Origin of the sequence: Bradyrhizobium arachidis (assembly GCF_015291705.1) — a bacterium.
GTDB classification, from domain to species: domain Bacteria; phylum Pseudomonadota; class Alphaproteobacteria; order Rhizobiales; family Xanthobacteraceae; genus Bradyrhizobium; species Bradyrhizobium arachidis.
The window spans coordinates 5,696,182-5,721,761 of record NZ_CP030050.1 but is presented as its reverse complement, the minus strand read 5'-3'; the positions used below and the strand labels follow the sequence as shown (position 1 = coordinate 5,721,761).

Here is a 25,580-nt window from a genome sequence, read left to right as displayed (position 1 = left end):
GGTTCAAGTCGAACCTGAAGGCAACGGAAAAATGACAGGAATTTCGCCGCGTTAGCGGCTTTTCCTCATTCCCGGCCTTGTGTTTTCGCTCCCAATCCGCTTTCACTGCAAGCCCTCACTGATTCCTCGAGTATTGCCATGCGGTTGTCGCGGTTCTTTCTGCCCATTCTGAAGGAAAATCCGAAAGAGGCGGAGATCGTCTCGCATCGGCTGATGCTGCGCGCCGGCATGATCCGGCAGGAAGCGGCCGGCATCTATGCCTGGCTGCCGCTCGGCTTCCGCGTGCTCAAGAAGATCGAGCAGATCGTGCGCGAGGAGCAGGACCGCTCCGGTGCGCTGGAACTGCTGATGCCGACGCTCCAGCTCGCCGACCTCTGGCGCGAGAGCGGCCGCTACGACGCCTACGGTCCGGAGATGCTGCGCATCGCCGACCGCCACAAGCGCGAGCTGTTGTACGGGCCGACCAACGAGGAAATGATCACCGAGATCTTCCGCGCCTACGTGAAGTCGTACAAGAACCTGCCGCTCAATCTCTATCATATTCAATGGAAATTCCGCGACGAGCAGCGTCCGCGTTTCGGCGTGATGCGCGGCCGCGAGTTCCTGATGAAGGACGCCTATTCGTTCGACCTCAACGAGGCCGCGGCCCGCGTCGCCTACAACAAGATGTTCGTCGCTTATTTGCGCACCTTCGCGCGGATGGGGCTGAAGGCGATCCCGATGCGCGCCGAGACCGGCCCGATCGGCGGCGATCTCAGCCACGAGTTCATCGTGCTTGCGGAGACCGGCGAATCCGGCGTGTTCATCAATCGCGACGTGCTGGACCTGCCGGTGCCGGGCGAGGACGTCGACTATGACAGCGACCTGACGCCGATCATCAAGCAGTGGACCTCGGTCTATGCGGCGACGGAAGACGTCCACGACGCTGCGCGCTTCGAGCAGGAAGTGCCGGCGGAGAAGCGGGTGAACACCCGCGGCATCGAGGTCGGTCAGATCTTCTATTTCGGCACGAAGTATTCCGACGCGATGAAGGCGCTGGTGGCGGGTCCCGATGGCGTCGACGTGCCGATCCATGGCGGTTCCTACGGCGTCGGCGTCTCGCGCCTGCTTGGCGCCATCATCGAGGCCTGCCATGACGATGCCGGCATCAAATGGCCGGAGGCGGTGGCGCCGTTCCGCGTGGCGATCCTCAACCTCAAGCAGGGCGATGCCGCGGTCGATGCGGCCTGCGAGAAGCTCTATGCGGAGCTCACCGCCAAGGGCGTCGACGTGCTCTACGACGACACCGACCAGCGCGCCGGCGCCAAATTCGCCGCCGCCGACCTGATCGGCATCCCCTGGCAGATCATGATCGGGCCGAAGGGCCTCGCCGACGGCAAGGTCGAGATCAAGAAGCGCAATGACGGCGCCCGCGAGACCATGTCGCCTGCGGACGCGGTCGCCCGCCTGGTCGGCTGAATATTGTTCATCGCCCGAGATCGCGGCCGCCAATCCGGCCACAATTGACCCCGAATCATGGGATTATCGAGCGATGGATGAGACCATGACCGAAACCAAGCAAACCGCGCCTTTCGCGCCATTCGAGTGGATGCTGTCGGCGCGCTATTTGCGGGCGCGCCGCAAGGAGGGATTCATCTCGGTCATCGCCGGGTTCTCCTTCCTCGGCATCATGCTCGGCGTGGCGACGCTGATCATCGTCATGGCCGTGATGAACGGCTTCCGCAAAGAGCTGCTCGACAAGATCCTCGGCCTCAACGGCCACATCCTGGTGCAGCCGCTGGAATCCCCGCTGACCGACTGGAAGGACGTCGCCGACCGCATCAGCCAGGTCCAGGGCATCCGGCTTGCCGCGCCCGTGGTCGACGGCCAGGCGCTGGCGTCATCGCCGTGGAACGCCTCGGGCGTGCTGGTGCGCGGCATCCGCTCCGACGACCTCAACAACCTCACCTCGATCGCCAAGAACATCAAGCAGGGCTCGCTCGAGGGCTTTGACGAGGGGCAGGGCGTCGCGATCGGCCGGCGGCTCGCCGACCAGCTGTCGCTGCATGCCGGCGACAGCGTGACGCTGGTGGCGCCGAAGGGCGCGGTCACGCCAATGGGCACGACGCCGCGCATCAAGCCGTACAAGATCGTCGCCGTGTTCGAGATCGGCATGTCCGAATACGATCTCGGCTTCGTGTTCATGCCGCTGGCGGAGGCGCAGGCCTATTTCAACCGCAGCAGCGACGTCACCTCGATCGAGGTGTTCACCACCAACCCCGACAAGATCGACGCCTTCCGCACGGCGGTGACGGAGGCCGCGGGCCGCCCGGTGTTCCTGGTCGACTGGCGGCAACGCAACTCGACGTTCTTCAATGCGCTCCAGGTCGAGCGCAACGTGATGTTCCTGATCCTGACCATGATCGTGCTGGTCGCCGCCCTCAACATCGTCTCCGGCCTGATCATGCTGGTGAAGGACAAGGGCAGCGACATCGCGATCCTGCGCACCATGGGGGCATCGCAAGGCTCGATCATGCGCATCTTCCTGATCACCGGCGCCTCGATCGGCGTGGTCGGTACGCTGGTCGGCTTCTTCGTCGGCCTCGTGATCTGCCTCAACATCGAATCGATCCGGCAATTCCTGTCCTGGCTGACCTCGACCGAGCTGTTCTCGCCGGAGCTCTACTTCCTGTCGAAGCTGCCTGCCGAGATCGACATCGGCGAGACCACGGCGGTCGTCATCATGGCGCTGACGCTGTCGTTCCTGGCGACGCTCTACCCGTCCTGGCGCGCCGCGCGCCTCGATCCCGTCGAAGCGCTCCGGTACGAGTGAGGGGCTGATGGAGCAGCAGGGGGCTGACGATGTACCGGTCATTTATCTCCACGAGATAAAGCGGCAGTACTTGCAGGGCGAGGTGCCGCTGACGATCCTCGACGGCGCCAAGCTCGCGCTGTGGCCGGGCCAGTCCGTCGCGCTGGTGGCGCCCTCGGGCTCGGGCAAGTCCACGCTGCTGCACATTGCGGGGCTGCTCGAGGCCCCGGATTCCGGCGAGGTCTACGTCAACGGCGCGCCGACCTCGCAGCTGCCCGACATCGAGCGCACCCAGCTGCGCCGCACCGACATCGGCTTCGTCTACCAGTCGCACCGCCTCCTGCCGGAGTTCTCGGCGCTGGAGAACGTGATGATGCCGCAGATGATCCGCGGCCTGAAGAAATCCGAGAGCGTCAAGCGCGCCAAGGAGATCCTCGGCTATCTCGGCCTTGGCGACCGCATCACCCATCGCCCGGCCGAGTTGTCAGGCGGCGAGCAGCAGCGCGTCGCGATCGCGCGCGCGGTCGCCAACGCGCCGCGCGTGCTGTTTGCGGACGAGCCGACCGGCAATCTCGACCCCGGCACGGCCGAGCACGTGTTCCAGGCGCTGATGCAGCTGGTCAAGGCGACCCAGGTCTCGATGCTGATCGCGACCCACAACATGGAGCTCGCCGGCCGCATGGACCGGCGGGTGTCGCTGTCGAACGGCCAGGTCGTCGAGCTCGAATAACAAACTTACGAAAACAACCCCATGCACAGTAGCCGGACACTGCCGGCTGCAAGCGGGATGACGCATGCCAATCCCTTGACGTGTCAGGTCAACCCGCCGCGACGGCGCATCGCCGCAGCGGGCAGGCCGATTACGGCCTGATCACCGTCAATCTGAACGGTCCGCCATTGGCCGCGGCATGGGCCACCGCCTCGTTGGCATGGTCGAGATCGAACGCCGTCGTCTGGTATTCGTCGAGGCGCAGCAGCCCGGACCGCACCAGCGCGATCAGGCGGCTTGCTGCATCCGGCGGATACATCCAGACGCCGTGGATGCTGATGCAGTTGCGCATGAGCCAGGGGTAGGGCAGTTCGAGGCCGGGACCACCGGCCATGCCGACGCCGCCCATCAGCACGACACGGCCATAGGCGCGCACCGTCATCACGGCCGCGCGCACGACAATCGGGCTCACCGAGGGCGGCATGATGTCGAACACGCAATCGATCGGCCCCGGCGCGGCGCGCTTCATCGCTTCGCGGTCGTCGTCCTCATTGCCGGTGAGCCTGACCGGCTTCACGCGGCTGCCGAAGCGGCGGACGAGGTCGGCGAGGATCTTTTCGTTGCGGCCCGGCGTCACCACGCAGGCGGCGCCCATCGCGAGTGCGACCGACACCGCAGCGCTGCCGAAATTGCCGGTGGCCCCGCTCACCAGCACGGTTTCGCCTGCTTGCAGGTTGGCGGCGAGGAAGCCGCCATAGGGAACCAGCAGCGTCCCCAGCGCGCACCATTGCGTGGCTTCCTCCGACGTGATTGCGCCGAGGCGTTTGACGTTCTCGGTCGGCACGCGCATCTGCTCGGCGAACGAGCCGTGGCGAAAATGCCGTTGCAGGCGCATGCCGCCGGGGCCGGCGGCCGTGAGCCCCTGCAGCGCGATATCAGGCGCGACGACATCGTCGCGCGAACGCACGGTCGGATCGCAGAACACCCAGTCGCCGACGGCAAGCTTGGTCGCATCCGGACCGATCGCGCGCACCCGCCCGATGCCGCCGGGGCCCGGGATGATCGGCAGGTCGAGCGCGTAGTTGCGGGTCCCGTCGAACACCTCGTTCATGTAGGACAAGACGCGCGTCGCGACGACGTCGACGACGACCTCGCCGGTGCCGAGCACCGGATCGGGGGCATTCTCGATCACCAGCGGCGATCCAAAGGATTTGAGTACGGCAGCTTTCATGATGTTTCACCTCAAAGTCGGGTGAAGCGGATATGCGCCGCCTTGGAAGGGCCAGGAAGGCCTGGTATTATCCTAGTATTCCAAAGACCCTCCATCGCGAGGAGCGACATCATGGCCGACCCACGCCGCGTCGAATTCGGCGACTTCCTCAGGTCCCGCCGCGAGAAGCTGTCACCGAAGACCGTCGGGCTTCCGGCCGGCCGCCGGCGGCGCACCGCGGGGCTGCGCCGCGAGGAGGTCGCCCAGCTCGCCGGCATCGGTGTCGACTGGTACATCCGCCTCGAGCAAGGCCGCACCGTCAGTCCCTCCGTCACCACCATCGACGCGCTCGCCCGCGCGCTGCGCCTGACCAAGACCGAGCACGCGCATCTGAAGGCGCTGGCGCGCGACGGCGACAAGCGCGCGTTCACGCGCGAGGTCGTGCCGGCGCCCATTCGGCGCATGATCGAGAGCCTGCCACATCCGGCCTACATCACCGGGCGGCGCTGGGACGTATTGGCCTGGAACGATGCCGCCGAGGAGGTCTTCGCCTTCGGGCAGTTGCCCGAGCAGGATCGCAATACGCTGCTGCTGGTGCTGACCAACAAGCAGACGCGAAAGTTCTACGGCGCGGGCTGGAGCGACGTCGCCAAGAGCATGGTCGCGATGTTTCGCGCCACCCACGACGTCTGGGCCGGCGATCCCGCCTTCGCCGAATTGCTGATGCGGCTGCGCGAGGGCAGTCCGGAGTTCGTCAAATGGTGGGAGGCGCACGAGATCCGCAGCACCTCGTCGGGCCTCAAGACCATGAACCATCCGACCAGGGGCCTGCTCCGGTTCGAGCACACCAGCTTCCAGGCCAATGACGATCCCGCGCTGAAGCTCGTGATCTATACGCCGGTGTAGGGGCATCGAGCACAACGACGACGTCGGGAGCCGAGCGCGAGGCAAGCACGCCGGCAGTCTCTCAACGCAAGGGAACCTAAACGCCCTCAGGTAGTTAGAGGGCAGTCGGGTGGGCCATCTCCTGAAGTGGAGAGTGGCGCGAATGGTCGTTTCCATCCAGATTTGGCCGGGAGAGGGAATTGTCGGGGGTGGAGCGATGACGACGGCGACCGGGGCGCATTTGACCGATCGCAACTCCGTCCTTGCCACCCTTGGCGACTACATCCGGGAGATCAGCAATCCCGACGATCTCGCCTATGCCGCGGCGGAGCTGCTCGGCCGCAGCCTCGATGTGAGTCGGGCGGGCTACGGTACGGTCGACACGTCGGCCGAAACCATCACCATCAACCGCGATTGGAATGCGCCCGGCATTTTGAGCCTCGCCGGCGTGCTGCACTTCCGCGACTATGGCAGTTACATCGACGACCTCAAGCGCGGCGACACCGTCATTTGTGCCGACGCAGAGAAGGACCCGCGCGTCGGCGATCGCGCGCGGGCGCTCGAGGCGATCTCAGCCCGTGCATTCGTCAATATGCCGATCTCGGAGCCCGATGGGGTCGTGGCTCTGCTCTACCTCAACCATGCAACGCCTCGGGAATGGATCTCGGAAGAGCTCGAGCTCATCCGCGAAGTTGCCGAGCGCACGCGCACGGCCGTCGAGCGTCGGCGCGCGGAGACGTCCGTCCGCGAGAACGAAGGACGCCTGCTCTTTTTGGATGCGCTCAACAAGGCGACCGCCAAGACCCGCGATGCGGACGGTGTCCTTGCGGTGACGACAAGGATGCTCGGTGAGCATCTCGGCGTGTCGAGCTGCGCCTATGCCGATATGGACCCCGACGAGGATGGCTTCACCATACGCGGGGATTGGGCGCCCCCGGGGGCGATCCACATCGTGGGGCACTACAGCCTCGCCGATTTCGGCAAGAAGGCGGTTCAGGAGCTGAGTGCCGGCAGGCCGCTCGTCATCAATGACAATCTGAAGGAGATTGCACCAGAGGAAGCGGCCACGTTCCAGAGGATCGGCATCGGCTCCACGATCTGCATGCCCTTCGTCAAGGAGGGGCGCCTGACCGCGTTGATGGCAATTCATCACCGCGGGCCGCACCTTTGGACCCGGCGCGAACTCGTTCTGCTCACCGAGGTGACCGAGCGATCTTGGGCGCACATCGAGCGCGTTCGATCGGAAGAGGCTGCGCGGGAGGCTGCCGAACGGCTCAGTCTTGCGAACGGCGCTGCCGGGATCGGCACCTGGGACTATGACCCGATCAACGACGTCTTGCGATGGGACGACCGCTGCAAGGCATTGTTCGGTTTGTCCGCCGATGCGGACGTCAGCTATGAAGGGGCCTTCCTGAAGGGCCTGCATCCCGAGGACAGGGACCGCGCGCATGAGGCTGTTTCCAAGGCCCTGTCGCCGGAGTCCCCGGCAACCTACAACATCGAGTATCGGACGGTCGGCATCGAGGACGGTGTCGAACGCTGGATCGCCGCCACCGGCGATGCTCTCTTTTCCAACGGTCGCGCTGTCCGGTTCATCGGCACGGTCCTGGATATCACCGAGAAGAAAAAGTCCGAGCGTCATCTGAGAATTCTGAACGACACGGGCGCCTCGGTCGCGCGCGAACGTGAGCTCGAGAGGATCGTTCAGGTCGTCACGGACGCCGGCGTCGAACTGTCGGGCGCGCAGTTCGGGGCGTTTTTCTACAACGTGCTGACGCAGGACGGCGGCAGCTACATGCTCTATGCATTGTCTGGCGCGCCTAGATCCGCGTTTGAAAACTTTCCGATGCCGCGCAACACCGCCGTGTTCGAGCCGACCTTCAAGGGGACGGCGGTGGTCAGGTCCGACGACATCCTGCAGGACCCTCGCTATGGCAAGAATGTGCCGCGGAAGGGCATGCCCGAGGGCCATCTTCCCGTTCGATCCTATTTGGCAGTCCCCGTGGTCTCGCGAAGCGGTGAAGTGCTCGGCGGACTGTTCTTCGGTCACGGTGAAACCGGAAAATTTCAGGCCGAACACGAGTCCGCGTTGCTCGGCATCGCCGGCCATGCCGCAACCGCCATCGACAATGCGCGCCTTCTGGCCCGGCTCCAGATGCTCAATGCCGAGCTGGAGCAGCGGGTTGCCGACGAGATTGCCGAACGCATGAAAGCCGAGGAGCAGCTGCGGCAGGCTCAAAAGATGGAAGCCGTGGGGCAGTTGACCGGAGGCATCGCCCACGACTTCAACAATATGCTGGCCGTCATTCTCGGCAGCTTGAACCTCGCCAAGCGGCGGCTCGGAAAGGGCGAGGTCAACATCGACCGCTTCATCGATGGGGCCATTGACGGAGCGAACCGCGCAGCCACCTTGACGCAGAGGCTGCTGGCCTTCTCCCGCCAGCAGCCGCTTGCGCCTGAAATCATGGACATCAACAAGATGATCGGCGGCATGAGCGAACTGCTCGACCGATCGCTTGGCGAGCTCATTCGACTCGAAACGGTTCTGGCGGCCGGTCTCTGGCGCGTCAGAGCGGACCCTGCGCAACTGGAAAGCGCGGTGCTTAATCTGGCGGTCAATGCCCGCGATGCCATGCCCAAGGGCGGCAAGCTGACCATCGAAACAAGCAACGCGTCGATCGATCAAAGATATGCTCGCGAATACGCACTGGCGCCCGGGCAATATGTCCTCATTGCCGTGACGGATAACGGCGTCGGAATAGCGAACGACGTGCTGGGCAGGGTGTTCGACCCGTTCTTCACGACCAAGGAAGTGGGCAAGGGGACCGGCCTTGGACTGAGCCAGGTCTATGGTTTCGTGAGGCAGTCAGGCGGCCACGTGAAAATCTACTCGGAGGTCGGCGTCGGCACGACCGTCAAGGTCTACCTGCCGCGCTTCGTCGGCGATGAGAAAATTCGGGAGGCCTTGGAGAGCACGGTGCATCCCGGCGCGGACTTCAAGGAGACCATTCTCGTCGTCGAGGATGATGAACGTGTGCGCAACATCTCGTCGGAAAGTCTGCGCGAACTCGGCTACACCGTCTTCGAAGCGGCAGGCGCGAAAGAGGCGATCAGGAAGATCGAAGACGGTCCCGTTCCGAATCTGCTGTTTACGGATGTCGTGATGCCTGAAATGACGGGCGCCGAGCTGGCAGCCGAGCTGTTGAAACGACACCCTGGACTGAAAGTGCTGTTCACAACAGGCTATACGCGCAATGCCATCGTTCATAACGGCATGCTCGATGCCGGCAAGCATCTGCTCTCCAAGCCGTTTGCGATCGAAGATCTGGCAGCCAAGGTCCGCAGTCTGCTTGACGAGCTTTGATCCGCCGGCTCCATCCAAACCGGGGCTTCCACCTATTGCGCCGGCGCGGCCGCCGGTTTGGCGCCGGCGCCCGGCGGAATTGCCGGCCAGGGACTCTTCGGCTTGGCCGCCACCGACGAACACGCCGTCACAAGCCGTGGCCACATGGGCGCCAGGCCTGTCAGGTCGATGGCTAGTCCTGTCGTGTCGGTCTTTTCGTCCGGCATGGTCGTGGTTTGACGGACATGCAGCGAGCGAGATGCCAGTATCGTCGAGACCATGTCGCGGTCGACGCTGCCACTCCACATTTCGTACTTCCCGGCGTTTACAGGAGACCCTCCCGCCTCCTTGTTCGGGTCGGCATCCGCCGTCATCGATATCGTGCTTTTGCCGGTGCTCGCCTTGTCGATGTCACCCGCGAACATCAGCGGCACGCGATTCCTGCTTTCGCAATACATGCGCCACTCCATCGTCCGGAATGACGAGCCGTTTTCCGTCTTCGTCACGGCGATCTTGCTGATGAAGGGCCGTGCCCCCGTCTCCAGCCTCCACATCCCTTCGGCAAAGGGCCGCGTGTCGATCCCGAAACGATAGAGCTCGGCGCGCGTCAGCACGTGCAGGTTTTCGTAGGTTACGGTCCGGATGAGGTCATCGAGCTCGCGGCTGATCCCCATCGCCGCAATGAACGCGGCGCGGACGCGTTCGGCAGTCGCCATCCGGCGCTGCCTGATTTCTGCGAGCACCTCCGGAGGCGGTTCTCTTTGAATGTTGAGGACGAGCCGGGAGTTATGGACCGCCAGCACCGCATCGGGCGCCACCTCGCGCGATGTCGCTCCGAGAAACAGGTAACCGCAGGCCGAGTTGCACATCGCATGGTAGGTGGTGAGCTGGGCCTCGATCTCGCCGCCTGCAGTCTTCAGCTTCAGGCACTCAGCGTCCACCTGCGTCTCCGCGGCGCACGCGGTCACGATGGTTCGGCCGACCCGGGCGACCGCCTTGCGGCTGCGCAGCAGCCGCCCGATGAGATAGGATTGCTCCACGTTGCCGCCGGGTGAATGGAGGTAGATCGGACGCTGCGTATCCTTGACAGCGGCCAGGAAGTGGCGAACGCGCGCTGCGGCGTTTTCGTCGATCTTGCCCTCGATGGCGATCCAGCGGTCGCAGCCCGGCCCGCACGCGTCCGGCGCTCCCCTGGCAAGATAAATCGTCAACGTGGGCGCAAATCCGGCCTTCTCAGCCGCTGTTTCTTCGGCGTGCAATGCGCAGGGAAGCGACAGTGAAGCCACGAGAAACAGGATACGGGCAAGCATGTGATGGGGCACGCGGGGAACGGTTGTCGCCGATATTACGTGAGGGCCGGTTTACTTACAACTTTCGGTGACGTCATTGCTCCGCTTTGGCGACAATGGCCGGATCGGTCATACTTGGCGTTCGATGATCTCGAATAGCTTCTCGCAGGACGCCTCGATGCGCTTTTGTGGAGATGTGGCGATACCCAGCAGCAGTCCCGGCCGCGCCGATGCCTCGGACGCATACCACAGCGACAGCGGCGTAGGCGCCAGTCCGAACGATGCCGCTTCCCTGGCGATGGAGAGGTCGGATGTTCCGTTCGGCAGGCGCAGGACTGCGGCCAATCCTGCAAGTGCGACATTGGCGGTGCGGGCGCGGAGCAGTTTCAGCAACGTATCGGCTTGCGCTGCGTAGGCCCGCTTGGTGCGTCGAAGATGCCGCAGATAATGACCCTCGCGGATGAAATCGGCCATCGCCAGCTGCACCGCGGGCCCGGGCGCCGGCGCAAGGCAGGCTGCGGCTTCGGCAAAGCGCGAGGCGAGAGCTGTGGGCGCAACGACAAAGCCGAGCCGTAACGTCGGCGTCACGGTCTTGCTGAAGGAGCCGATGTGAATGACGCGGCCGGCGCGGTCGAGCGAGGCGAGCGCCGGCGTGGCGCGGCCCTTGAGCTGGAGCTCGCTGAGATAGTCGTCCTCGATCACCCACGCCTTGCCCTGTGCGGCCCAGTCGAGCAGACGCGCGCGTCTTTCCAGCGACAGCGTCGATCCGAGTGGCGCCTGCTGCCCTGGCGTCACGACGGCCAGCGCAGCGTCAGGGGCATGTTGCAGCCCATAAGTGACGTCGATGCCATCCGCATCGACCGGGATCGGCACGACCGATAATCGCGCCAGCTCGAGGCCGTGGCGGGTGAACGGGAAGCCCGGGTCCTCCATCCACACCTTCTCCTGCTCGAGGCCGAGCACCCGGAGCGCGAGACCAAGGCCGCCGCTGAAACCGCCGGTGATGACGATCTGGGACGGCGCGCACGCGATTCCGCGTGCCAGCGCAAGGTAGGCCGCGATCTCGCGCCGCAACTCCAGCTCGCCGCGCGGATCCGGATAGATCGCCGGCGCGCTCATTTCGACGCGAACCGCCTGTGCGCGGATCCTCGCCAGCAGCGTTGCAGGCAAGGTTGCCTGGCCGGGCACGCCCATCTGGAAGAAGGCCGGCCCCGCGGTGAGCTCGCGGTACATTTCCATGAACGAGCCGGGGTCCGGGGCCTTGTCCTGCCGAACGGGGAAGGAGAGCCGATCGGCGACATGCGTTCCGGTCGCGCGGCCGGCGACGATCAGCTGGGCGGAGGAGAGCTTTTCATAGGCCGAACGCACGGTGCCGCGCGCGACGCCAAGCTGGGCGGCGAGGTCCTGCCAGGAGGGCAGACGGGCGCCCGGTGCGAGCACGCCGTTCTCGATGGCGGCCCTGATCCCGTTGTGGATCTGCTCTGCCAACGGCGTCCTGGCGGACCGATCGAGCTCCAGCCGCAGCGGTTTGGTCATGCCCCTTGGTACACGATTTTTGTGCGTTCTTGGTGCTTTTCCTTGGACTACGGCAGGGGCACCTAGGGAGGGAGAAAAAGGGCCAGACCCTCACGAATGATCATCAAGGAGCAAGACAATGACTGGGCGCCTCGACTACGACCGCATCGCACCGGCAGGCGTGAAAGCGTTGGGCGGCGTCTACGGCTACATCATGCAGAGCGATCTTCCCGCGGCGTTGTTCAACCTCGTCTATCTGCGGGTATCGCAGATCAACAACTGCGCCTACTGCCTCGACCTGCACATGCGCGATCTGCTCAAGAGCGGGCTGAAGATCGAAAAGCTCGCCCTGCTGCAGGCGTGGCCGGAAGCCGGTGATCTCTTCGACGCGCGCGAGCGCGCGGCTCTGGCATGGGCCGAGACGGTGACGCGCGTTGCGGATACCGGCGTGCCGGATCAGGCCTATGAGGCCGCCCGGACGGTGTTCGAGGAGCGCGAGCTCGTCGATCTCACCATCGCGATCGGCCTGATGAACACGTACAACCGCATGGCGATCAGCTTCCGCAAGACGCCGCGGGCCGTATCGGAAAAGGCAGCCTGACGCGCCGCGAGCGCAATCGATCGACCTTGTTGCAAAGCAGGAGCTTGAAGATGACGAGCGTGATCTCCGGCGTGAAGATTCCCGACAGCAAGCTGGCGCGCGAGGCAACAGAACTGGTGCGCAGTTACGAGGACGAGATGCTGTTCAACCATTCCGTTCGCGTCTACGTGTTCGGCGCGATGAAGGGACAGCGTCAAAAGCTGAAGTTCGATGCCGAGCTGCTCTATGTCGCGGCGCTGTTCCACGATCTCGGCCTGGTCGATCACTACCATACGCAGACCAAGCGGTTCGAGGTCGACGGTGCGGATGCCGCGCGTGACTTCCTCCGGGCGCGCGACATCGGCGAGGCGCAAGCCGATCTGGTGTGGGAGGCGATCGCGCTGCACACCACTCCCGGCATTCCGCAATATATGCGGCCGGAGATCGCGCTCACCAACGCGGGAGTGCTGGTGGACGTCGTCGGCGTTGGGTTCGACGAGTATACGCCGGAGCAGCGCGAGCAGGTGATATCAGCGTTTCCGCGCGGCGATTTCAAGAACGAGTTCCTGAAGGTGCAGACCTGCTCAGCGCTGAAGAAGCCGCAGACCACGTTCGGGACGGTGAACTTCGACTACATCGAGGATCACGATCCCTCCTTCCGCAAGCCGAACGCGTGCACGCGCATCCGCAACACGCCCTGGCCAAGCTGAGCCGAAGTCGCGCTATGCGACCGGATCCTTTGCACGGCTGCGGTGATCCGGCGCAAGCGGTGGCGCCGGTCGTGCTGGAGCCAAGGGCGAGGTCAAGGGCGGGGTATTGACCACGACCGGCGCAGACTTGGCGTCTCGCCAGGCGACGATCCAGATCAGGAAACCGAGCAGCGCAAGCACGGCGCCGACTGGCCCGGTCGAGGTCCAGCCCAGCCCCTCGCGAATGGCGAGGCCGCCGAGGAAGGGACCGAGCGCATTGGCGGTGTTGAACGCCGAATGGTTCAGCGCGGCAGCGAGCGCCTGTGCATCGCCCGCCACGTCCATCAGCCGGGTCTGGAGGATGGCGCCGAGCGAGACGCTGGCGCCGATCGCGAAGACGTCCGCCGCGAGCAGCCAGGGATTGCCGGCGGCCAGCGGAAACAGCAGCAGCGCGACCGCAGCGAACAGCAGGATCACGCCCGCCGTCGGCATCAAGGCGCGGTCGGCGAAGCGCGGCACGAACAGATTGCCGAGCGTGGCGCCGATACCGAATATCGCGAGAAAGAACGGGATCACGGCAGGGCTGACCCTGGTGACCTCGATCAATGTCGTCGCCAGATAGGTGTAGACGGCAAACATGCCGCCAAAGCCAATGGCGCCGATCGCCAGCGTGATCCAGACGCGTCCGCTTCGGAGTGCACCGAGCTCGCGCAGCGGGTCGGACTTGCCGGCCTGGTCGCGCGGCGCGAACAGCGCGCAAAGCAACACCGTCAGCAACGCCAGCACAGAGACGAGACCAAAACTCGCGCGCCAGCCGACCGCCTGGCCGATCAGATTGGCCAGCGGCACGCCGATGATCGTGGCTATGGTGAGGCCAAGCATGACCTGGCCGATCGCCTGGGAGCGGCGATGCTGGGGAACGAGCGAGGCCGCGACCAGCGCAGCGATGCCGAAATAGGCACCATGCGGCAGCCCCGAGAGGAAGCGTGCCGCGATCATCCAGCCGAAGCCAGGTGCCAGCGCGGTGAGAGCGTTGCCGAGCGCGAACACGGCCATCAGCACCAATAGCTGCGTGCGCCGCGCGAAGCGTGCGCCAGCTACGGCAATCAGCGGTGCGCCCAGCACCACGCCGAGCGCATAGGCGCTGATCGCGTGTCCTGCGGCCGGCTCGTCGATATGGAGGTCGGCGGCGAAGAACGGCAGCAGGCTCATCGACGCGAATTCGGTGGTTCCGATCGCAAAGCCGCCCATTGCGAGCGAGAACAGGATGACGGCGAGGTGAGGGGGCGCGGAAGCCGAGGATGAGTTCGCGCGGGGCGAGGTCGCGGAGTGCGAGGTCGTCATGTGTCCTGCATTGGTGGCGTCAACGGGAACCAGCCCAGCGAACGTCACCATCCCTGCAAGATTTGTCCGTTGAACTTAAACCCGGATCAGCCCGCGTCAACACTACGGCTGCAATGCGGAGCCTGCCGCATAGCTGCATCCCGGTTTGGGCGTGGCCATTCCGCGCCCGAGCGTCATTGCGCGCGGGAATCGAAAGCATAGAGCGCGGTCGAGCCTTCGATATAGTCGTGTATCCATATGCCGCGGTCTCCTCCAAGGAAGCCGATCGCGTCCACCGGTCCCGATCCCGGCGGGCGGATGCGCTGCACGACCTTTCCATCGCTCATGGCAACCAAGGCAATTGCAGCGGGCGCATCGGTGCCTTCGTACGGAAGTCCGACGAGCGCATAGCGCCCATCCTCGCTGATTGCCGGATTTGGATGAAAGCCGGGTCGGTTGACTGTGGCCCGAACGTCCCAGAGCTGATGCCCCGTGTCGAGATCGTACAGCGCCGCGACGACGCTTTCGACCGGCTTGCAGGCTGGCGAGGGAGGCCTTCTACGAAAAGGGGGGCCTGTCTCGACATCGACGGTGCCAGCGTCGCAGCGGAGCCGCGCGACCAGGAGGCGGGATCCGTCGCGCGAGATGACCATCTTGTTGTGGCGCTCACCGCGATCGGGATACGGGCTGGCGAGAATGTGAGGCGGTTCGCCCTGCGTCCACACGACCCACTGGTCGAGCGCGCTCAACAGAGCGCGCAACTTGCCGTTTTGCAGCCTTGTGACCGCAGCGTTGTTGACGTTAGCGATGTAGTAGGCGTCCTTGAGGCCCTTGAAGACATCGAACGGAAGCGTGTCCAGCACAGCGGCGCGTTTTGCATCGATCATTGCGAATGTTGGATGTCTATCGTGGCGCTGCGGCTGATATGACGGGCCTCTTGCACCGAAATAGGCGAGGGCCAGTCCGTCGCCGCCCGCCCACAACAGGCCGTCCAGCGGACCCGCCTCGTGACGAGGTGGATCAAACAGTCGGATGCTGCCGTCTTCAAGCGAGATGAACAGGGGTTGCAGGCCTGAGCCGGAAATTCCGCCGGGGCCGATCTCTTCCCGTGTTGCGGTCCAGATGCCCGATGAATCGGACGCCCATCCATAAGCCGGGATAGAATTGTCGGCCCCGCCGAACTGCCACAACGCGCCCATGTTCAATGCGTAGCTGCTCCAGCCATCCTGCGTATCCAGCCGCGCGACATGCAAGAGCTTGCGTTCCACCGCGAAGTGGCTGCCGCCCTGAAGGTACATGATGGCGCGACCATCCGGCGAGACCATCGAGAGCTGCCTGAAATCGATTTGCATCCTTTGATGAAACAATTTTGCGAGCCTGAGCGGGCCCGGACCCACCGGTGCAGCATCCTGCGTTTGGCTGGCTGGATCGTTACCATTTATCCGCTCGACAGCGCCGACCGTCAGCAGCGAGCCGAGATACGAGATGATGGCACAAAGGGCTGAGGCGATGAGCTGGCGTCGCATGACCGCATTCTCGGGCACAAACGTTAAGGGGCTCCAACGTAACTCATTCAAAGGCCGTCATCGCACGTCCTGATGCGCCTAAACGTTGAGGATGACGCAAGCTACCCTAATTGGCGCGTCTCGACCGCCGAGCAGGTTTTGCCTGAGCGAAATACGGGTTCACGACGCAGCTCGCCGAACGTCCGACGGCGAGAAACTTGCACTGCTCGAGCGAGGCGTAGCGGCAATCGAAATAGCCGACCTGACCGTAGATCTGCATGCAGACGGGATAGTTCGGATCATAAGTCTGCGCGCGCGCATGCGTGCTCATGAAGAGCGCGCTGATCGCAACGAGCGCAAGGGATGTGCGGTGCATCTCAGCGCGACGAGAAATAGCCCGGCGTGAATGTGCGCGGTCGGTTCTGATACGCATAGGGATCATCGCTCTGGCCTGCGAAGTAGGGATTGGCGATGCAGGTCAGAGCGCGGCCCGATGCGCTTGCCTGACACTGCGCGTAGCTGTCGAACCTGCAATTGCTCAGTCCCGGCCATTCGTCGCCCGTGAGGCAGAACGCATGATTGGTTCCGAACGCGCGCGCGGGCGTGCTTGCGTCGAGCGCGAATGTGGCGAGAGCGAGCGAAAATGTGGCGACAATGGGGAGAGTAATTCGTCCACGCATTTCAATTCTCCAATCACGCGTTTGTGCGCGCGACTTCGTTACGCGCGCACGCGATGAATGTCGTGTAGTCGACATTGGAACTCGTGAAAACACTTGTTTCAAAGAGTTTCCCGCGCGCGCTGCTAAACATGCATTAACGTAGCAAGGGCCTTTGGCTCTCACTGTGGCGTCGAGGTTACAGCAATTCTGTCGATCACTGCTATGACGACAACACGGCCCGGGGGCCTACTGAAGAAACTGGAACGGGAATCAAATGAAAAAGAATCTGTTGCTTGCCGCTGTGAGCCTCGTCGCGCTCAGCGCGACTGCGCCGGCGCTGGCTGCTGATCTCGCTGCGCGTCCTTACACCAAGGCGCCCGCGATGGTCGCGACGATCTATGACTGGAGCGGCTTCTACATCGGTATCAACGGCGGCGGCGGTTCCTCGCATGCGACCTGGGATTTCGTCGGCGTCGGCCGCGAAGGCTCGCACGATGCGACCGGCGGCACGGTCGGTGGCCAGGTCGGCTATCGCTGGCAGTCCGGCCAGTGGGTGTTCGGCGTTGAAGGCCAGGGCAACTGGGCCGACTTCTCCGGCGACAACGCCAGCGCGCTGTTCGCCACCCGCAACCGCACCAAGATCGACGCGTTCGGTCTGATCACCGGCCAGGTCGGCTACGCCTGGAACAACGTGCTCATCTACGTCAAGGGTGGTGCGGCTGTGGTCAGCGACAAGTACGAGATCTTCGCGCTCGGTGGTCCGCTGCTCGCTTCGACCAGCGACACCCGCTGGGGCGGCACGGTCGGTGCCGGCCTCGAGTACGGCTTCGCTCCGAACTGGTCGGTTGGCGTCGAGTACAACCACATCTTCCTGTCGGGCAAGGACGTCACCTTCGCTGGCTTCGCCGGCTCCGAGCACATCAAGCAGGACGTCGACATGGGTCTCGTCCGTCTGAACTACAAGTTCGGCGGCCCGCTCGTCGGCCGTTACTGATACCGATCGCTCTTTTTGAGCGATCGTCGAAAGCCCCGGCCGTCGGCCGGGGCTTTTTTATTATTTGATTTCAGTAAGTTAACCATCAAATTTCGATGTCGTTGAGATTGCTTGACTCCAAAGAACGAAATGAGAACAATGTTCTTCATACGTTCTAGTGATGGAGCCAGCCATGTTCAGGATTTTCGTGGAAGAAGCCGCCGCACTCGCCTCGATCACGCTGTTCGTCGGGATGATCGCGATCTGGGCGCAGGTGATTCCGCAGCTCTGATTCCCAGTTCTCGGCAGGCCCGGTTGGGGAAAAGCGGGACGACGCGGCGGATCGGCCGGTCCGGCGTGGACTCTCGCGGCGCGACACCCCACCATTGTGAGGCGAGTCGGCCGGGCAAGTGCATGATGCCTTGAGGAGCCGGCAACCGCTCCATCCCATCTGCAAGAGGCCGTCACGCGACCATGCCGAGCGCCGGATTTGTCCACCTTCACGTTCACTCGGCCTATTCGCTGCTCAAGGGCTCGATCAAGATCGCCAAGCTCGCCGAGCTTGCGAAGAAAGACCACCAGCCGGCGCTGGCGCTGACCGATACCGACAATCTGTTCGGGGCGCTGGAGTTCTCCGACAAGATGGCGGGCTCCGGCATCCAGCCGATCGTCGGCCTGGAACTGGCGATCGATTTCGGCGACCAGGACCCGACCGCGCGCAACGCGATGGGGCCCTCGCGCGTGGTGCTGCTGGCGGCGCAGGAGCGCGGCTATCGCAGCCTGATGCGGCTGAACTCGCGCGCGTTCCTCGAATCGCCCGACACCCATGCCCCGTTCATCAAGTTCGACTGGTTCGACGGCGAGACCGAGGGCCTGATCGCGCTGACGGGCGGACCGGACGGGCCGATCTCGCTGGCGCTGGCCGGCGGCATGGCCGAGCTCGCCGCGACGCGCTGCGAGCGTCTGGCCAATCTGTTCGGCGACCGCCTCTATATCGAATTGCAGCGCCACAACGTCGACAAGGAGCGGCGCATCGAGGGCGGCTTGATCGACATCGCCTATGCGAAGGGCTTGCCGCTGGTTGCGACCAACGAGCCGTATTTCGCCGCGACCGACGATTACGAGGCGCATGACGCGCTGCTCTGCATCGCCGGCGGCCGGCTGATCGCCGAGACCGATCGCGTCCAGCTCACGCCGGATCATCGCTTCAAGACCCGCGCCGAGATGGCGGTGCTGTTCGCCGACATTCCGGAGGCGCTGGCCTCGACGGTCGAGATCGCCGAGCGCTGCTCGTTCCGCCCGATGACGCGCAAGCCGATCCTGCCGTTCTTCACCGTCGGCGCCGCCGCCAGCTCCGATGCCGCCGCGGTCGAGGCCGCCGAATTGAAGCGCCAGGCGGAGGAGGGGCTCGCCAACCGCCTGCGCGTCCATGGCCTGTCGCAGGGCACCACGGAGGAGGACTACAGCAAGCGCCTGGCGTTCGAGCTCGACGTCATCATGCGCATGAAGTACGCGGGCTACTTCCTGATCGTGTCCGACTTCATCAAATGGGCCAAGGCGCACGGCATTCCGGTCGGGCCGGGCCGCGGCTCCGGCGCCGGCTCACTGGTGGCGTGGGCGCTGACCATCACCGACCTCGACCCGATCAAGTTCGGCCTGCTGTTCGAGCGCTTCCTCAATCCGGAACGCGTCTCGATGCCGGACTTCGACATCGACTTCTGCCAGGACCGCCGCGGCGAGGTGATCAAGTACGTGCAGGAGCGCTACGGCCGCGACCAGGTCGCGCAGATCATCACCTTCGGTACGCTGCAGGCGCGCGGCGTGCTGCGCGACGTCGGCCGCGTCTTGCAGATGCCCTATGGCCAGGTCGACAAGCTGACAAAACTGGTGCCGCAGAATCCGGCGGCGCCCGTGACGCTGGCCGCCGCGATCGAGAGCGAGCCGAAGCTCCAGGCGTTCCGCGACGAAGACCCGGTGGTGGCGCGCGCCTTCGACATCGCCCAGCGCCTCGAAGGCCTGACCCGCCACGCCTCGACCCATGCGGCCGGCATCGTGATCGGCGATCGCCCGTTGAGCGAACTCGTGCCGATGTACCGTGATCCGAAGTCGGATATGCCGGTGACCCAGTTCAACATGAAATGGGTCGAGCCTGCGGGCCTCGTCAAGTTCGACTTCCTCGGCCTGAAGACGCTGACCGTGCTCGACGTCGCGTGCAAGCTGCTCAAGCCGCGCGACATCCATGTCGATCTCGCCACGCTGCCGATCGACGATGCCGAGAGTTACCAGATGCTGGCGCGCGGCGAGGTGGTCGGCGTGTTCCAGGTTGAAAGCCAGGGCATGCGCCGCGCGCTGGTCGACATGCGGCCCGACCGTTTCGAGGACATCATCGCGCTGGTCGCGCTCTACCGACCGGGCCCGATGGCGAACATCCCGACCTATTGCTCGCGCAAGCACGGCGACGAGGAGCCGGAATATCTGCACCCCGTGCTGGAGCCGATCCTGAAGGAGACCTTCGGCGTCATCATCTACCAGGAACAGGTGATGCAGATCGCGCAGGTGATGTCGGGCTATTCGCTCGGCGACGCCGACCTCCTGCGCCGCGCCATGGGCAAGAAGATCCGCGCCGAGATGGACAAGCAGCGCGACATCTTCGTCGCGGGCGCGGTGAAGAATGGCGTGCCGAAGGGGCAGGCCGAGACCATCTTCGAGCTGCTCGCCAAGTTCGCCGACTACGGCTTCAACAAGAGCCACGCGGCGGCCTATGCGCTGGTGTCCTACCACACCGCCTATATGAAGGCGCATTATCCCGTGGAGTTCATCGCGGCGTCGATGACGCTCGATCTCAACAACACGGACAAGCTCTCCGAATTCCGCTCCGAGGCGCAGCGCCTCGGTATCAAGGTCGAGCCGCCGAACATCAACCGCTCCGGCGCGACCTTCGAGGTCGGCGACAAGGTCATCTACTATGCGCTCGCCGCGCTCAAAGGCGTCGGCATCCAGGCGATCGAACAGATCATCGAGGAGCGCACCAGGCGGGGACTGTTCACCTCGCTCGCCGACTTCGCCGCGCGGGTCAATCCGCGCGCGATCAACAAGCGCATCATCGAGAGTTTAGCTGCCGCCGGCGCCTTCGACACGCTGGAGCCGAACCGCGCCCGCGTCTTTGCCGGTGCGGACGCGATCCTGGCCGCCTGCCAGCGTTCGCATCAGGCCGAGACGATCGGCCAGAACGACATGTTCGGCATGTCGGCTGACGCGCCGACCATCATGCTGCCGCAGATCGAGCCCTGGCTGCCGGCCGAGCGGCTGCGCCGCGAGTATGACGCGATCGGCTTCTTCCTGTCCGGACATCCGCTCGACGATTACGCCACCGTGCTCAAGCGCCTGCGGGTGCAGTCATGGGCCGAGTTCTCGCGCGCGGTGAAGACGGGCGCCACCGCCGGCAAGGTCGCTGCGACCGTGGTGTCGCGCATGGAGCGGCGCACCAAGACCGGCAACAAGATGGGCATCATGGGGCTGTCCGATCCCACCGGCCATTTCGAGGCGGTGCTGTTCTCGGAGGGCCTTGCGCAATATCGCGACGTGCTGGAGCCGGGCGCGGCCGTGCTGCTTCAACTCGGCGCGGAATTGCAGGGCGAGGACGTTCGCGCCCGCGTGCTGCATGCCGAGCCGCTCGATGACGCCGCCGCGAAGACGCAGAAGGGCCTGCGCATCTTCCTGCGCGACACCAAGCCGCTGGAGTCGATCGCCAAGCGTCTCGCCGGCCCCGAGATGGCGGCCAGCAACGGTGCCGCGCCGAAGATCGGCAGCCCCGGCATCGCACCGCGCTCCAATGGCGACGGCGAGGTCTCGCTGGTGATGATGCTCGACCTCGAGACCGAGGTCGAGATGAAGCTGCCCGGCCGCTTCAAGGTCTCGCCGCAGATCGCCGGTGCGATCAAGGCGGTCGCGGGCGTCGTGGACGTGCAGCAGCTCTAGCCGCGCGCCGCTGTGGCGGGCGGGCCTTGCGAGGTTGTCATACCGGCTTGGTTGCAACCTTTCGCTGTTTCCGGCTAGCATGCCCCGGGGAATGAGCTGGGGTTGTCATGCTGCGATTGGGCGTGCTGTTGCTTGCCGTTGGTGCCGTGCTTGCCGGATGCGTGAGCGATCAGGTCGGGACCGATTTTGCATCGGTGTCGCAAAAGATCGGTCCGCCGCGCGCGGGACAGTCGCGCGTGGTTTTCTTGCAGGACAAGCGGCAAGGCCTGAGCATGGCGCTCTGCGCCTGCGAGGTGAAGCTCGACGGGGCGCCGCTCGGGAAAATCATCGCCGGCAAATACGCCTATGCCGATCGTCCGGCCGGCCGTCACGAATTGCTGGTCACCGAAGCGCTATTCCCGGGCGACACCAAGCGAGAGATCGTGATGGAATCCGGCCGCACGCATTTTTACCTCATCAAGAGCAGTCCCCGGCATGACGCCGCGACCGGCGGAGCGGTGCTCGGCGGACTGATCGGGCTTGCGGCCGTGTCCGTCGCGACGGCTGGAGAGGCGAACCCGGGACCGGCCGAGCTGGTCCTGCTCGACGAGGCGACCGCACGAACCAAGCTCGCCGAGTTGCAAGCCGTGGACTAAGATGCGGTGTGCCCGCCTCTCTGCTTCGACGAAGGCGGCTCGGTGCGGAGGAACAAAGCATGTGCGAGACCTGCGTTCGTGATCGCAATGTCCACAGCGGGCCTTCGCGGAGATCGCTCATCCACTCGAGCGTCGCCGCCCTCGGCCTGGCCTTTGCCGGCAAAGCGCTGGCCAAGGAGACCAAGCCGCCGCCGAAACCGCAGAACGTGCTTTCGCCCGACGCTTCGTTGAAGCGTCTGATGCAGGGCAATGCACGCTACGTTGACGGCGTGGCGCGGCGTCACGATTTCAAGCACGAGCGCGAAGCGCTGGCGGGCGGCCAGAACCCGTTTGCGGCCGTGCTGAGCTGCGCCGATTCGCGCATCGCGCCGGAATACGCCTTCGACACCGGCCGCGGCGATCTCTTCGTGTGCCGCGTCGCCGGCAATTTTGCCGGCACCGAGACCATCGCCAGCATGGAATACGCGGTCGCCGTGCTCAACACGCCGCTCATCCTCGTGCTTGGCCATGAGGCCTGCGGCGCGATCGATGCGACGCTGAAGGCGATCAAGGACAACACGTCGCCGCCGGGACACATCCCCTCGCTGGTCGATGCGATCGCGCCTGCCGCCAAGGCTGCGATGCAGCAGGGCGGGGAGGTGCTCGACCATGCGATCCGGCAGAACGTGATCGACAATGTCGCCAAGCTGAAATCGGCGGCACCGATCCTCAATGCGGCCGTGGAGCAGGGCAAGCTGAAGGTCGTGGGCGGCATCTACCGGCTCACGACGGGAACGGTCGACGTGATCGCGCAGGGCTGAACGAGCGGACTCGCGCCGTCTTTGCCGATGCGAAGCTTGCGCGGGCCTGACACCGGCGCTTGACGTCGGCTGGGCGCCATGCCACCGCCTCAATCCGGGCATCTCGTTCAACCGCCATTCAGCCAGCCGCGCGTCTGATGCGCGCTGGCACCTCAACGACAAAGCCGGGCAAGCAAGCCATGCGTGGGACGCTCAGAGCCTTCATCTGTCTTCTCCTGCCGCTCGCGGTCCTTGTCGCGGGCGCGCCGGATCAGGCGCGCGCACAGCAGCCGGAAAAGCGCATCGCACTCGTGGTCGGCAACGGCGCGTATGCCAAATCGCCACTGGCGACGACCGCAAACGATGCCGGCCTGATCGCGCAGACGCTGCAGGCGGCGGGCTTCGACGTCGTCGGCGCGCGCGATCTCGATGGCGACACGCTGCGCAAGAGCTTTCGCGATTTCATCCAGAAGGCCCAGGCCTCCGGCCCCGGCACCGTCGCGATGATCTATCTGGCCGGCTACGGTGTGCAGCTTGCGGGCGAGAACTATTTCATCCCGGTCGATTCCAACATCAGCCGCGACACCGACATTCCGACCGAAGCCTTGCGCATTAGCGACTATGTGCGCCAGCTCGCGTCGATCCAGCTCAAGGCCAACATCGTTGTGCTCGATGCGGCCCGCGCCCAGCCCTTCATCGAAGGCGGCCAGCCGATCGCCAGCGGCCTGGCGCTGGTCGAGCCCGAGGCGAACATGCTGATCGCCTTCAACGCCGCGCCCGGCACGGTCGCGCCGGAGGAGCCGGGGCCGTACGGCATCTATGCGCAGTCGCTGGCCGAGATGATCCGCACTGGCGGGCTGGCGCTTCCCGACGTGTTCGACCGTGTCCGCCTGCGCGTCAACGAATCCTCCAAGGGCGCGCAGGTGCCCTGGAACGAGCAGAAGATCTCGGCGCAGTTCTCGTTCTTCGAGCGCGGGCCCGATGCGCCGCCGCCGGCGGTTGCGCCCGACCAGGTCGCCGCGATCCGGAGCAAGCCGATGCGTGATCTCGGCGTGCAGGATGCCTATGCCGCCGCGCTCGCACGCGACACGCTGCCGGCCTATGAGGAGTTTCTCGGGGCCTATCCCGGCGATCCCTTGTCGAAGCGCGTGATGGCGATCGTGGCGGCGCGCCGCGAGGCGATCACCTGGCGGCGGAGTTATCGCGCCGACACGCCGGATGCCTATTGGTCCTATCTGCGCCGCTATCCGCGCGGGCCGCATGCCGGCGACGCACAGCGCAGGCTTGCGATCCTGACTGCGCCGCTCGAGCCGCCGCCGAGCTTCGCCATGCTGGATTACGACGTGCCGCCGCCGCCGCCGGAGGAGGTGGTCTATGTCGACCGTCCGGTGCTGTACTTCAGCGACCCCGATTTCGGCTTCGCACCGCCACCGCCGCCGCCGGTCTATTATCTGCCGCCGCCGCCGCCGGATTTCGTCGTGCTGCCGCCGCCGCTGCCGGTGGTCGGGCTGTTCGTGCTGCCGCAGCCGGTGTTCGTGCCGATCCCGGTGTTCGTCCGCCCGCCGATCTATGTCGCGCCGCCGCCGAACAACATCATCTACCAGAACATCCACAACACGACCGTCATCAACACCGTGATCAATCGCCCGCTGGCGCCGCCGCCGGGATTCAGCCCCGGAGCGGCAAGCCTTGCGCCGGCGGTGGCCGGTCGCGCCAACCCCGCAGGCGCGGCGGTGCCGCAGGCCGTCGTCCAGCGCGCCGCTTTGATCCAGCAGGGCAAGGCGCCGATGCCGCAGAGCGCGACGATGCGGCCGATGGCAAGGCCGGGTACGCCCCCGGCGACACCGGCGAATGTCGCCCCGAGCGCAGCGCCAGCCGCCGCGCCGCCGGCCAGATTGCCCCAGGCCAACACGCTGCCGGTTCCCGGAGCCCAGGGCGGTCCGCCCGCGCCTCCGGCGGGGGCCGGGTCTCTACCTGGTGGCAAGCCCGCGCCGACCGCGGCTGCACCCGGCACGACAGCGCCGGAGCATCCGAGGGCGCCGACCGCCACGGCTCCCGGCACAACGCCGCCGACCCATCCCGGTGCGCCAACGACAACCGCTCCAGCCGCTGCACTCGCGCCGAGCAACCCGACGGCTGCACCCGGCCAGGCGCCCAAGCCGCCAGCTGCGGGAGTGCCGCCCGGAACCGGGCCTGCGGATCGCGCAAAGTCCGCAACCCGCGAGCCGGCCGGCTTGCCGCCGCCGGCTGCCGGCACATCGGCGGGCCCGGCGGGACGACCGGCCGCGCCGCCACCCTCCGCTGCGCGCGAGCCGGTCAGGCCGCCGCATGCTCCGTCGGCGGCACCAGCGCAGGTGACCCGGCCCTCGGCGCCAGCACCGCGGCCCCAGGCTGTGGCGAGACCGACGCCTCCGCCAGCAGCCGCCGCGCGCCCGGCACCACCGCCTCCGCCGCGCGTCGCAACGCCTCCACCGGCCCGGGTGGCTCCGCCGGTTGCGGCTGCGCGGCCTGCGCCGCCGCCACCCGCAGCCCGGCCGGCGCCCCCGCCGCCACCCCGGATGGCCGTTGCCCCGCCACCGCGGCCGGCCGCGCCGCGTCCTGCGGCACCAGCGGCCGCCAAGAAGTGCCCGCCCAACCAGCCGAAGTGCTAAAGCGCGATGAGACTGGGATGGATTGTCATCGCGCTTTAGGTTGTTGTTTGAGCATGATCTTTTCGG

The 25,580-nt window shown here is 65.3% G+C and carries 19 protein-coding genes; 12 read left to right on the top strand and 7 right to left on the bottom strand.

The genetic code is table 11. The features are described from left to right. The first annotated feature begins 138 nt into the window (after positions 1 to 138). The 3 genes from proS (at position 139) to WN72_RS26710 (ending at position 3,521) form a co-directional block, all read left to right on the top strand. Positions 139 to 1,458 (top strand): proline--tRNA ligase, encoded by a 1,320-nt coding sequence (proS, locus tag WN72_RS26720; protein ID WP_092214011.1) that lies wholly within the window; start codon positions 139 to 141, stop codon positions 1,456 to 1,458. A 73-nt stretch (positions 1,459 to 1,531) separates the two neighbouring features. Next, positions 1,532 to 2,812: a lipoprotein-releasing ABC transporter permease subunit gene (locus WN72_RS26715; protein ID WP_027559450.1), complete on the top strand. Its 1,281-nt coding sequence runs from the start codon at positions 1,532 to 1,534 to the stop codon at positions 2,810 to 2,812. A 7-nt stretch (positions 2,813 to 2,819) separates the two neighbouring features. Beyond that, a complete protein-coding gene (locus WN72_RS26710) occupies positions 2,820 to 3,521 on the top strand; it encodes an ABC transporter ATP-binding protein (RefSeq protein WP_027559449.1) in 702 nt (233 codons plus the stop codon). A gap of 130 nt (positions 3,522 to 3,651) precedes the next feature. Here WN72_RS26710 and WN72_RS26705 read toward each other — a convergent pair whose 3' ends face one another. Further along, on the bottom strand, positions 3,652 to 4,731 hold the full coding sequence (locus WN72_RS26705) for an MDR/zinc-dependent alcohol dehydrogenase-like family protein (protein ID WP_092214014.1): 1,080 nt from the start codon (positions 4,729 to 4,731) through the stop codon (positions 3,652 to 3,654). 111 nt (positions 4,732 to 4,842) lie between these two features. Between WN72_RS26705 and WN72_RS26700 the strand changes: the two genes are divergently transcribed. Both WN72_RS26700 and WN72_RS26695 read left to right on the top strand, forming a co-directional pair. Next, positions 4,843 to 5,616, top strand: a complete 774-nt coding sequence (locus WN72_RS26700) for a helix-turn-helix transcriptional regulator (protein ID WP_027559447.1) — start codon at positions 4,843 to 4,845, stop codon at positions 5,614 to 5,616. A 196-nt stretch (positions 5,617 to 5,812) separates the two neighbouring features. Then, positions 5,813 to 8,959, top strand: a complete 3,147-nt coding sequence (locus WN72_RS26695) for a GAF domain-containing protein (protein WP_092214016.1) — start codon at positions 5,813 to 5,815, stop codon at positions 8,957 to 8,959. Positions 8,960 to 8,991: 32 nt separating this feature from the next. Here WN72_RS26695 and WN72_RS26690 read toward each other — a convergent pair whose 3' ends face one another. Together WN72_RS26690 and pdxR are read right to left on the bottom strand one after the other, a co-directional pair. After that, the gene (locus WN72_RS26690) at positions 8,992 to 10,248 is read right to left on the bottom strand and encodes a hypothetical protein (RefSeq protein WP_092214018.1); all 1,257 of its coding nucleotides are present in this window, start codon (positions 10,246 to 10,248) and stop codon (positions 8,992 to 8,994) included. 108 nt (positions 10,249 to 10,356) lie between these two features. Then, entirely contained in the window at positions 10,357 to 11,763 is a 1,407-nt protein-coding gene (gene pdxR / locus WN72_RS26685; protein WP_092214020.1) for a MocR-like pyridoxine biosynthesis transcription factor PdxR, read from the bottom strand. Between the two features lie 118 nt (positions 11,764 to 11,881). On the opposite strand from pdxR, the gene WN72_RS26680 reads away from it, so the two are divergent. Both WN72_RS26680 and WN72_RS26675 read left to right on the top strand, forming a co-directional pair. Beyond that, positions 11,882 to 12,343, top strand: coding sequence for a carboxymuconolactone decarboxylase family protein (locus WN72_RS26680; RefSeq protein ID WP_092214022.1), 462 nt, complete (start codon positions 11,882 to 11,884; stop codon positions 12,341 to 12,343). A 50-nt stretch (positions 12,344 to 12,393) separates the two neighbouring features. Then, complete coding sequence (locus WN72_RS26675) at positions 12,394 to 13,032, top strand: HD domain-containing protein (RefSeq protein WP_092214024.1); 639 nt, start codon at positions 12,394 to 12,396, stop codon at positions 13,030 to 13,032. Positions 13,033 to 13,044: 12 nt separating this feature from the next. Here WN72_RS26675 and WN72_RS26670 read toward each other — a convergent pair whose 3' ends face one another. From WN72_RS26670 to WN72_RS26655, 4 genes are all read right to left on the bottom strand, one after another. Then, positions 13,045 to 14,355, bottom strand: a complete 1,311-nt coding sequence (locus WN72_RS26670; RefSeq protein ID WP_167380695.1) for an MFS transporter — start codon at positions 14,353 to 14,355, stop codon at positions 13,045 to 13,047. 173 nt (positions 14,356 to 14,528) lie between these two features. After that, positions 14,529 to 15,860 carry a hypothetical protein gene (locus WN72_RS26665; protein WP_143130560.1) on the bottom strand — a complete coding sequence of 444 codons (1,332 nt, stop codon included), beginning with the start codon at positions 15,858 to 15,860 and terminating at the stop codon, positions 14,529 to 14,531. 106 nt (positions 15,861 to 15,966) lie between these two features. Beyond that, positions 15,967 to 16,215: a DUF3551 domain-containing protein gene (locus WN72_RS26660; protein WP_092214032.1), complete on the bottom strand. Its 249-nt coding sequence runs from the start codon at positions 16,213 to 16,215 to the stop codon at positions 15,967 to 15,969. A 1-nt stretch (position 16,216) separates the two neighbouring features. Beyond that, positions 16,217 to 16,519: a DUF3551 domain-containing protein gene (locus WN72_RS26655; protein ID WP_092214035.1), complete on the bottom strand. Its 303-nt coding sequence runs from the start codon at positions 16,517 to 16,519 to the stop codon at positions 16,217 to 16,219. Positions 16,520 to 16,772: 253 nt separating this feature from the next. Here WN72_RS26655 and WN72_RS26650 point away from each other — a divergent pair, with 253 nt between their 5' ends. The 5 genes from WN72_RS26650 to WN72_RS26630 all read left to right on the top strand — a co-directional run bounded on the left by WN72_RS26650 (position 16,773) and on the right by WN72_RS26630 (position 25,514). Continuing rightward, positions 16,773 to 17,492 (top strand): outer membrane protein, encoded by a 720-nt coding sequence (locus tag WN72_RS26650; RefSeq protein ID WP_092214037.1) that lies wholly within the window; start codon positions 16,773 to 16,775, stop codon positions 17,490 to 17,492. A 453-nt stretch (positions 17,493 to 17,945) separates the two neighbouring features. Then, positions 17,946 to 21,449, top strand: a complete 3,504-nt coding sequence (dnaE, locus tag WN72_RS26645) for a DNA polymerase III subunit alpha (RefSeq protein ID WP_092214039.1) — start codon at positions 17,946 to 17,948, stop codon at positions 21,447 to 21,449. Between the two features lie 107 nt (positions 21,450 to 21,556). Next, entirely contained in the window at positions 21,557 to 22,084 is a 528-nt protein-coding gene (locus WN72_RS26640) for a DUF2846 domain-containing protein (RefSeq protein ID WP_092214041.1), read from the top strand. A gap of 59 nt (positions 22,085 to 22,143) precedes the next feature. Continuing rightward, positions 22,144 to 22,884: a carbonic anhydrase gene (locus WN72_RS26635; RefSeq protein ID WP_092214043.1), complete on the top strand. Its 741-nt coding sequence runs from the start codon at positions 22,144 to 22,146 to the stop codon at positions 22,882 to 22,884. Positions 22,885 to 23,063: 179 nt separating this feature from the next. Beyond that, entirely contained in the window at positions 23,064 to 25,514 is a 2,451-nt protein-coding gene (locus WN72_RS26630; protein ID WP_092214344.1) for a caspase family protein, read from the top strand. Positions 25,515 to 25,580: the final 66 nt, after the last annotated feature.

What these genes read in the sequence shown, in the direction of transcription:
- proS (WP_092214011.1), top strand. Translation starts at nt 139, where the DNA reads ATGCGGTTGTCGCGGTTCTTTCTGCCCATTCTGAAGGAAAATCCGAAA.
- WN72_RS26715 (WP_027559450.1), top strand. Translation starts at nt 1,532, where the DNA reads ATGGATGAGACCATGACCGAAACCAAGCAAACCGCGCCTTTCGCGCCA.
- WN72_RS26710 (WP_027559449.1), top strand. Translation starts at nt 2,820, where the DNA reads ATGGAGCAGCAGGGGGCTGACGATGTACCGGTCATTTATCTCCACGAG.
- WN72_RS26705 (WP_092214014.1), bottom strand. Translation starts at nt 4,731, where the DNA reads ATGAAAGCTGCCGTACTCAAATCCTTTGGATCGCCGCTGGTGATCGAG.
- WN72_RS26700 (WP_027559447.1), top strand. Translation starts at nt 4,843, where the DNA reads ATGGCCGACCCACGCCGCGTCGAATTCGGCGACTTCCTCAGGTCCCGC.
- WN72_RS26695 (WP_092214016.1), top strand. Translation starts at nt 5,813, where the DNA reads ATGACGACGGCGACCGGGGCGCATTTGACCGATCGCAACTCCGTCCTT.
- WN72_RS26690 (WP_092214018.1), bottom strand. Translation starts at nt 10,248, where the DNA reads ATGCTTGCCCGTATCCTGTTTCTCGTGGCTTCACTGTCGCTTCCCTGC.
- pdxR (WP_092214020.1), bottom strand. Translation starts at nt 11,763, where the DNA reads ATGACCAAACCGCTGCGGCTGGAGCTCGATCGGTCCGCCAGGACGCCG.
- WN72_RS26680 (WP_092214022.1), top strand. Translation starts at nt 11,882, where the DNA reads ATGACTGGGCGCCTCGACTACGACCGCATCGCACCGGCAGGCGTGAAA.
- WN72_RS26675 (WP_092214024.1), top strand. Translation starts at nt 12,394, where the DNA reads ATGACGAGCGTGATCTCCGGCGTGAAGATTCCCGACAGCAAGCTGGCG.
- WN72_RS26670 (WP_167380695.1), bottom strand. Translation starts at nt 14,355, where the DNA reads ATGACGACCTCGCACTCCGCGACCTCGCCCCGCGCGAACTCATCCTCG.
- WN72_RS26665 (WP_143130560.1), bottom strand. Translation starts at nt 15,860, where the DNA reads ATGCGACGCCAGCTCATCGCCTCAGCCCTTTGTGCCATCATCTCGTAT.
- WN72_RS26660 (WP_092214032.1), bottom strand. Translation starts at nt 16,215, where the DNA reads ATGCACCGCACATCCCTTGCGCTCGTTGCGATCAGCGCGCTCTTCATG.
- WN72_RS26655 (WP_092214035.1), bottom strand. Translation starts at nt 16,519, where the DNA reads ATGCGTGGACGAATTACTCTCCCCATTGTCGCCACATTTTCGCTCGCT.
- WN72_RS26650 (WP_092214037.1), top strand. Translation starts at nt 16,773, where the DNA reads ATGAAAAAGAATCTGTTGCTTGCCGCTGTGAGCCTCGTCGCGCTCAGC.
- dnaE (WP_092214039.1), top strand. Translation starts at nt 17,946, where the DNA reads ATGCCGAGCGCCGGATTTGTCCACCTTCACGTTCACTCGGCCTATTCG.
- WN72_RS26640 (WP_092214041.1), top strand. Translation starts at nt 21,557, where the DNA reads ATGCTGCGATTGGGCGTGCTGTTGCTTGCCGTTGGTGCCGTGCTTGCC.
- WN72_RS26635 (WP_092214043.1), top strand. Translation starts at nt 22,144, where the DNA reads ATGTGCGAGACCTGCGTTCGTGATCGCAATGTCCACAGCGGGCCTTCG.
- WN72_RS26630 (WP_092214344.1), top strand. Translation starts at nt 23,064, where the DNA reads ATGCGTGGGACGCTCAGAGCCTTCATCTGTCTTCTCCTGCCGCTCGCG.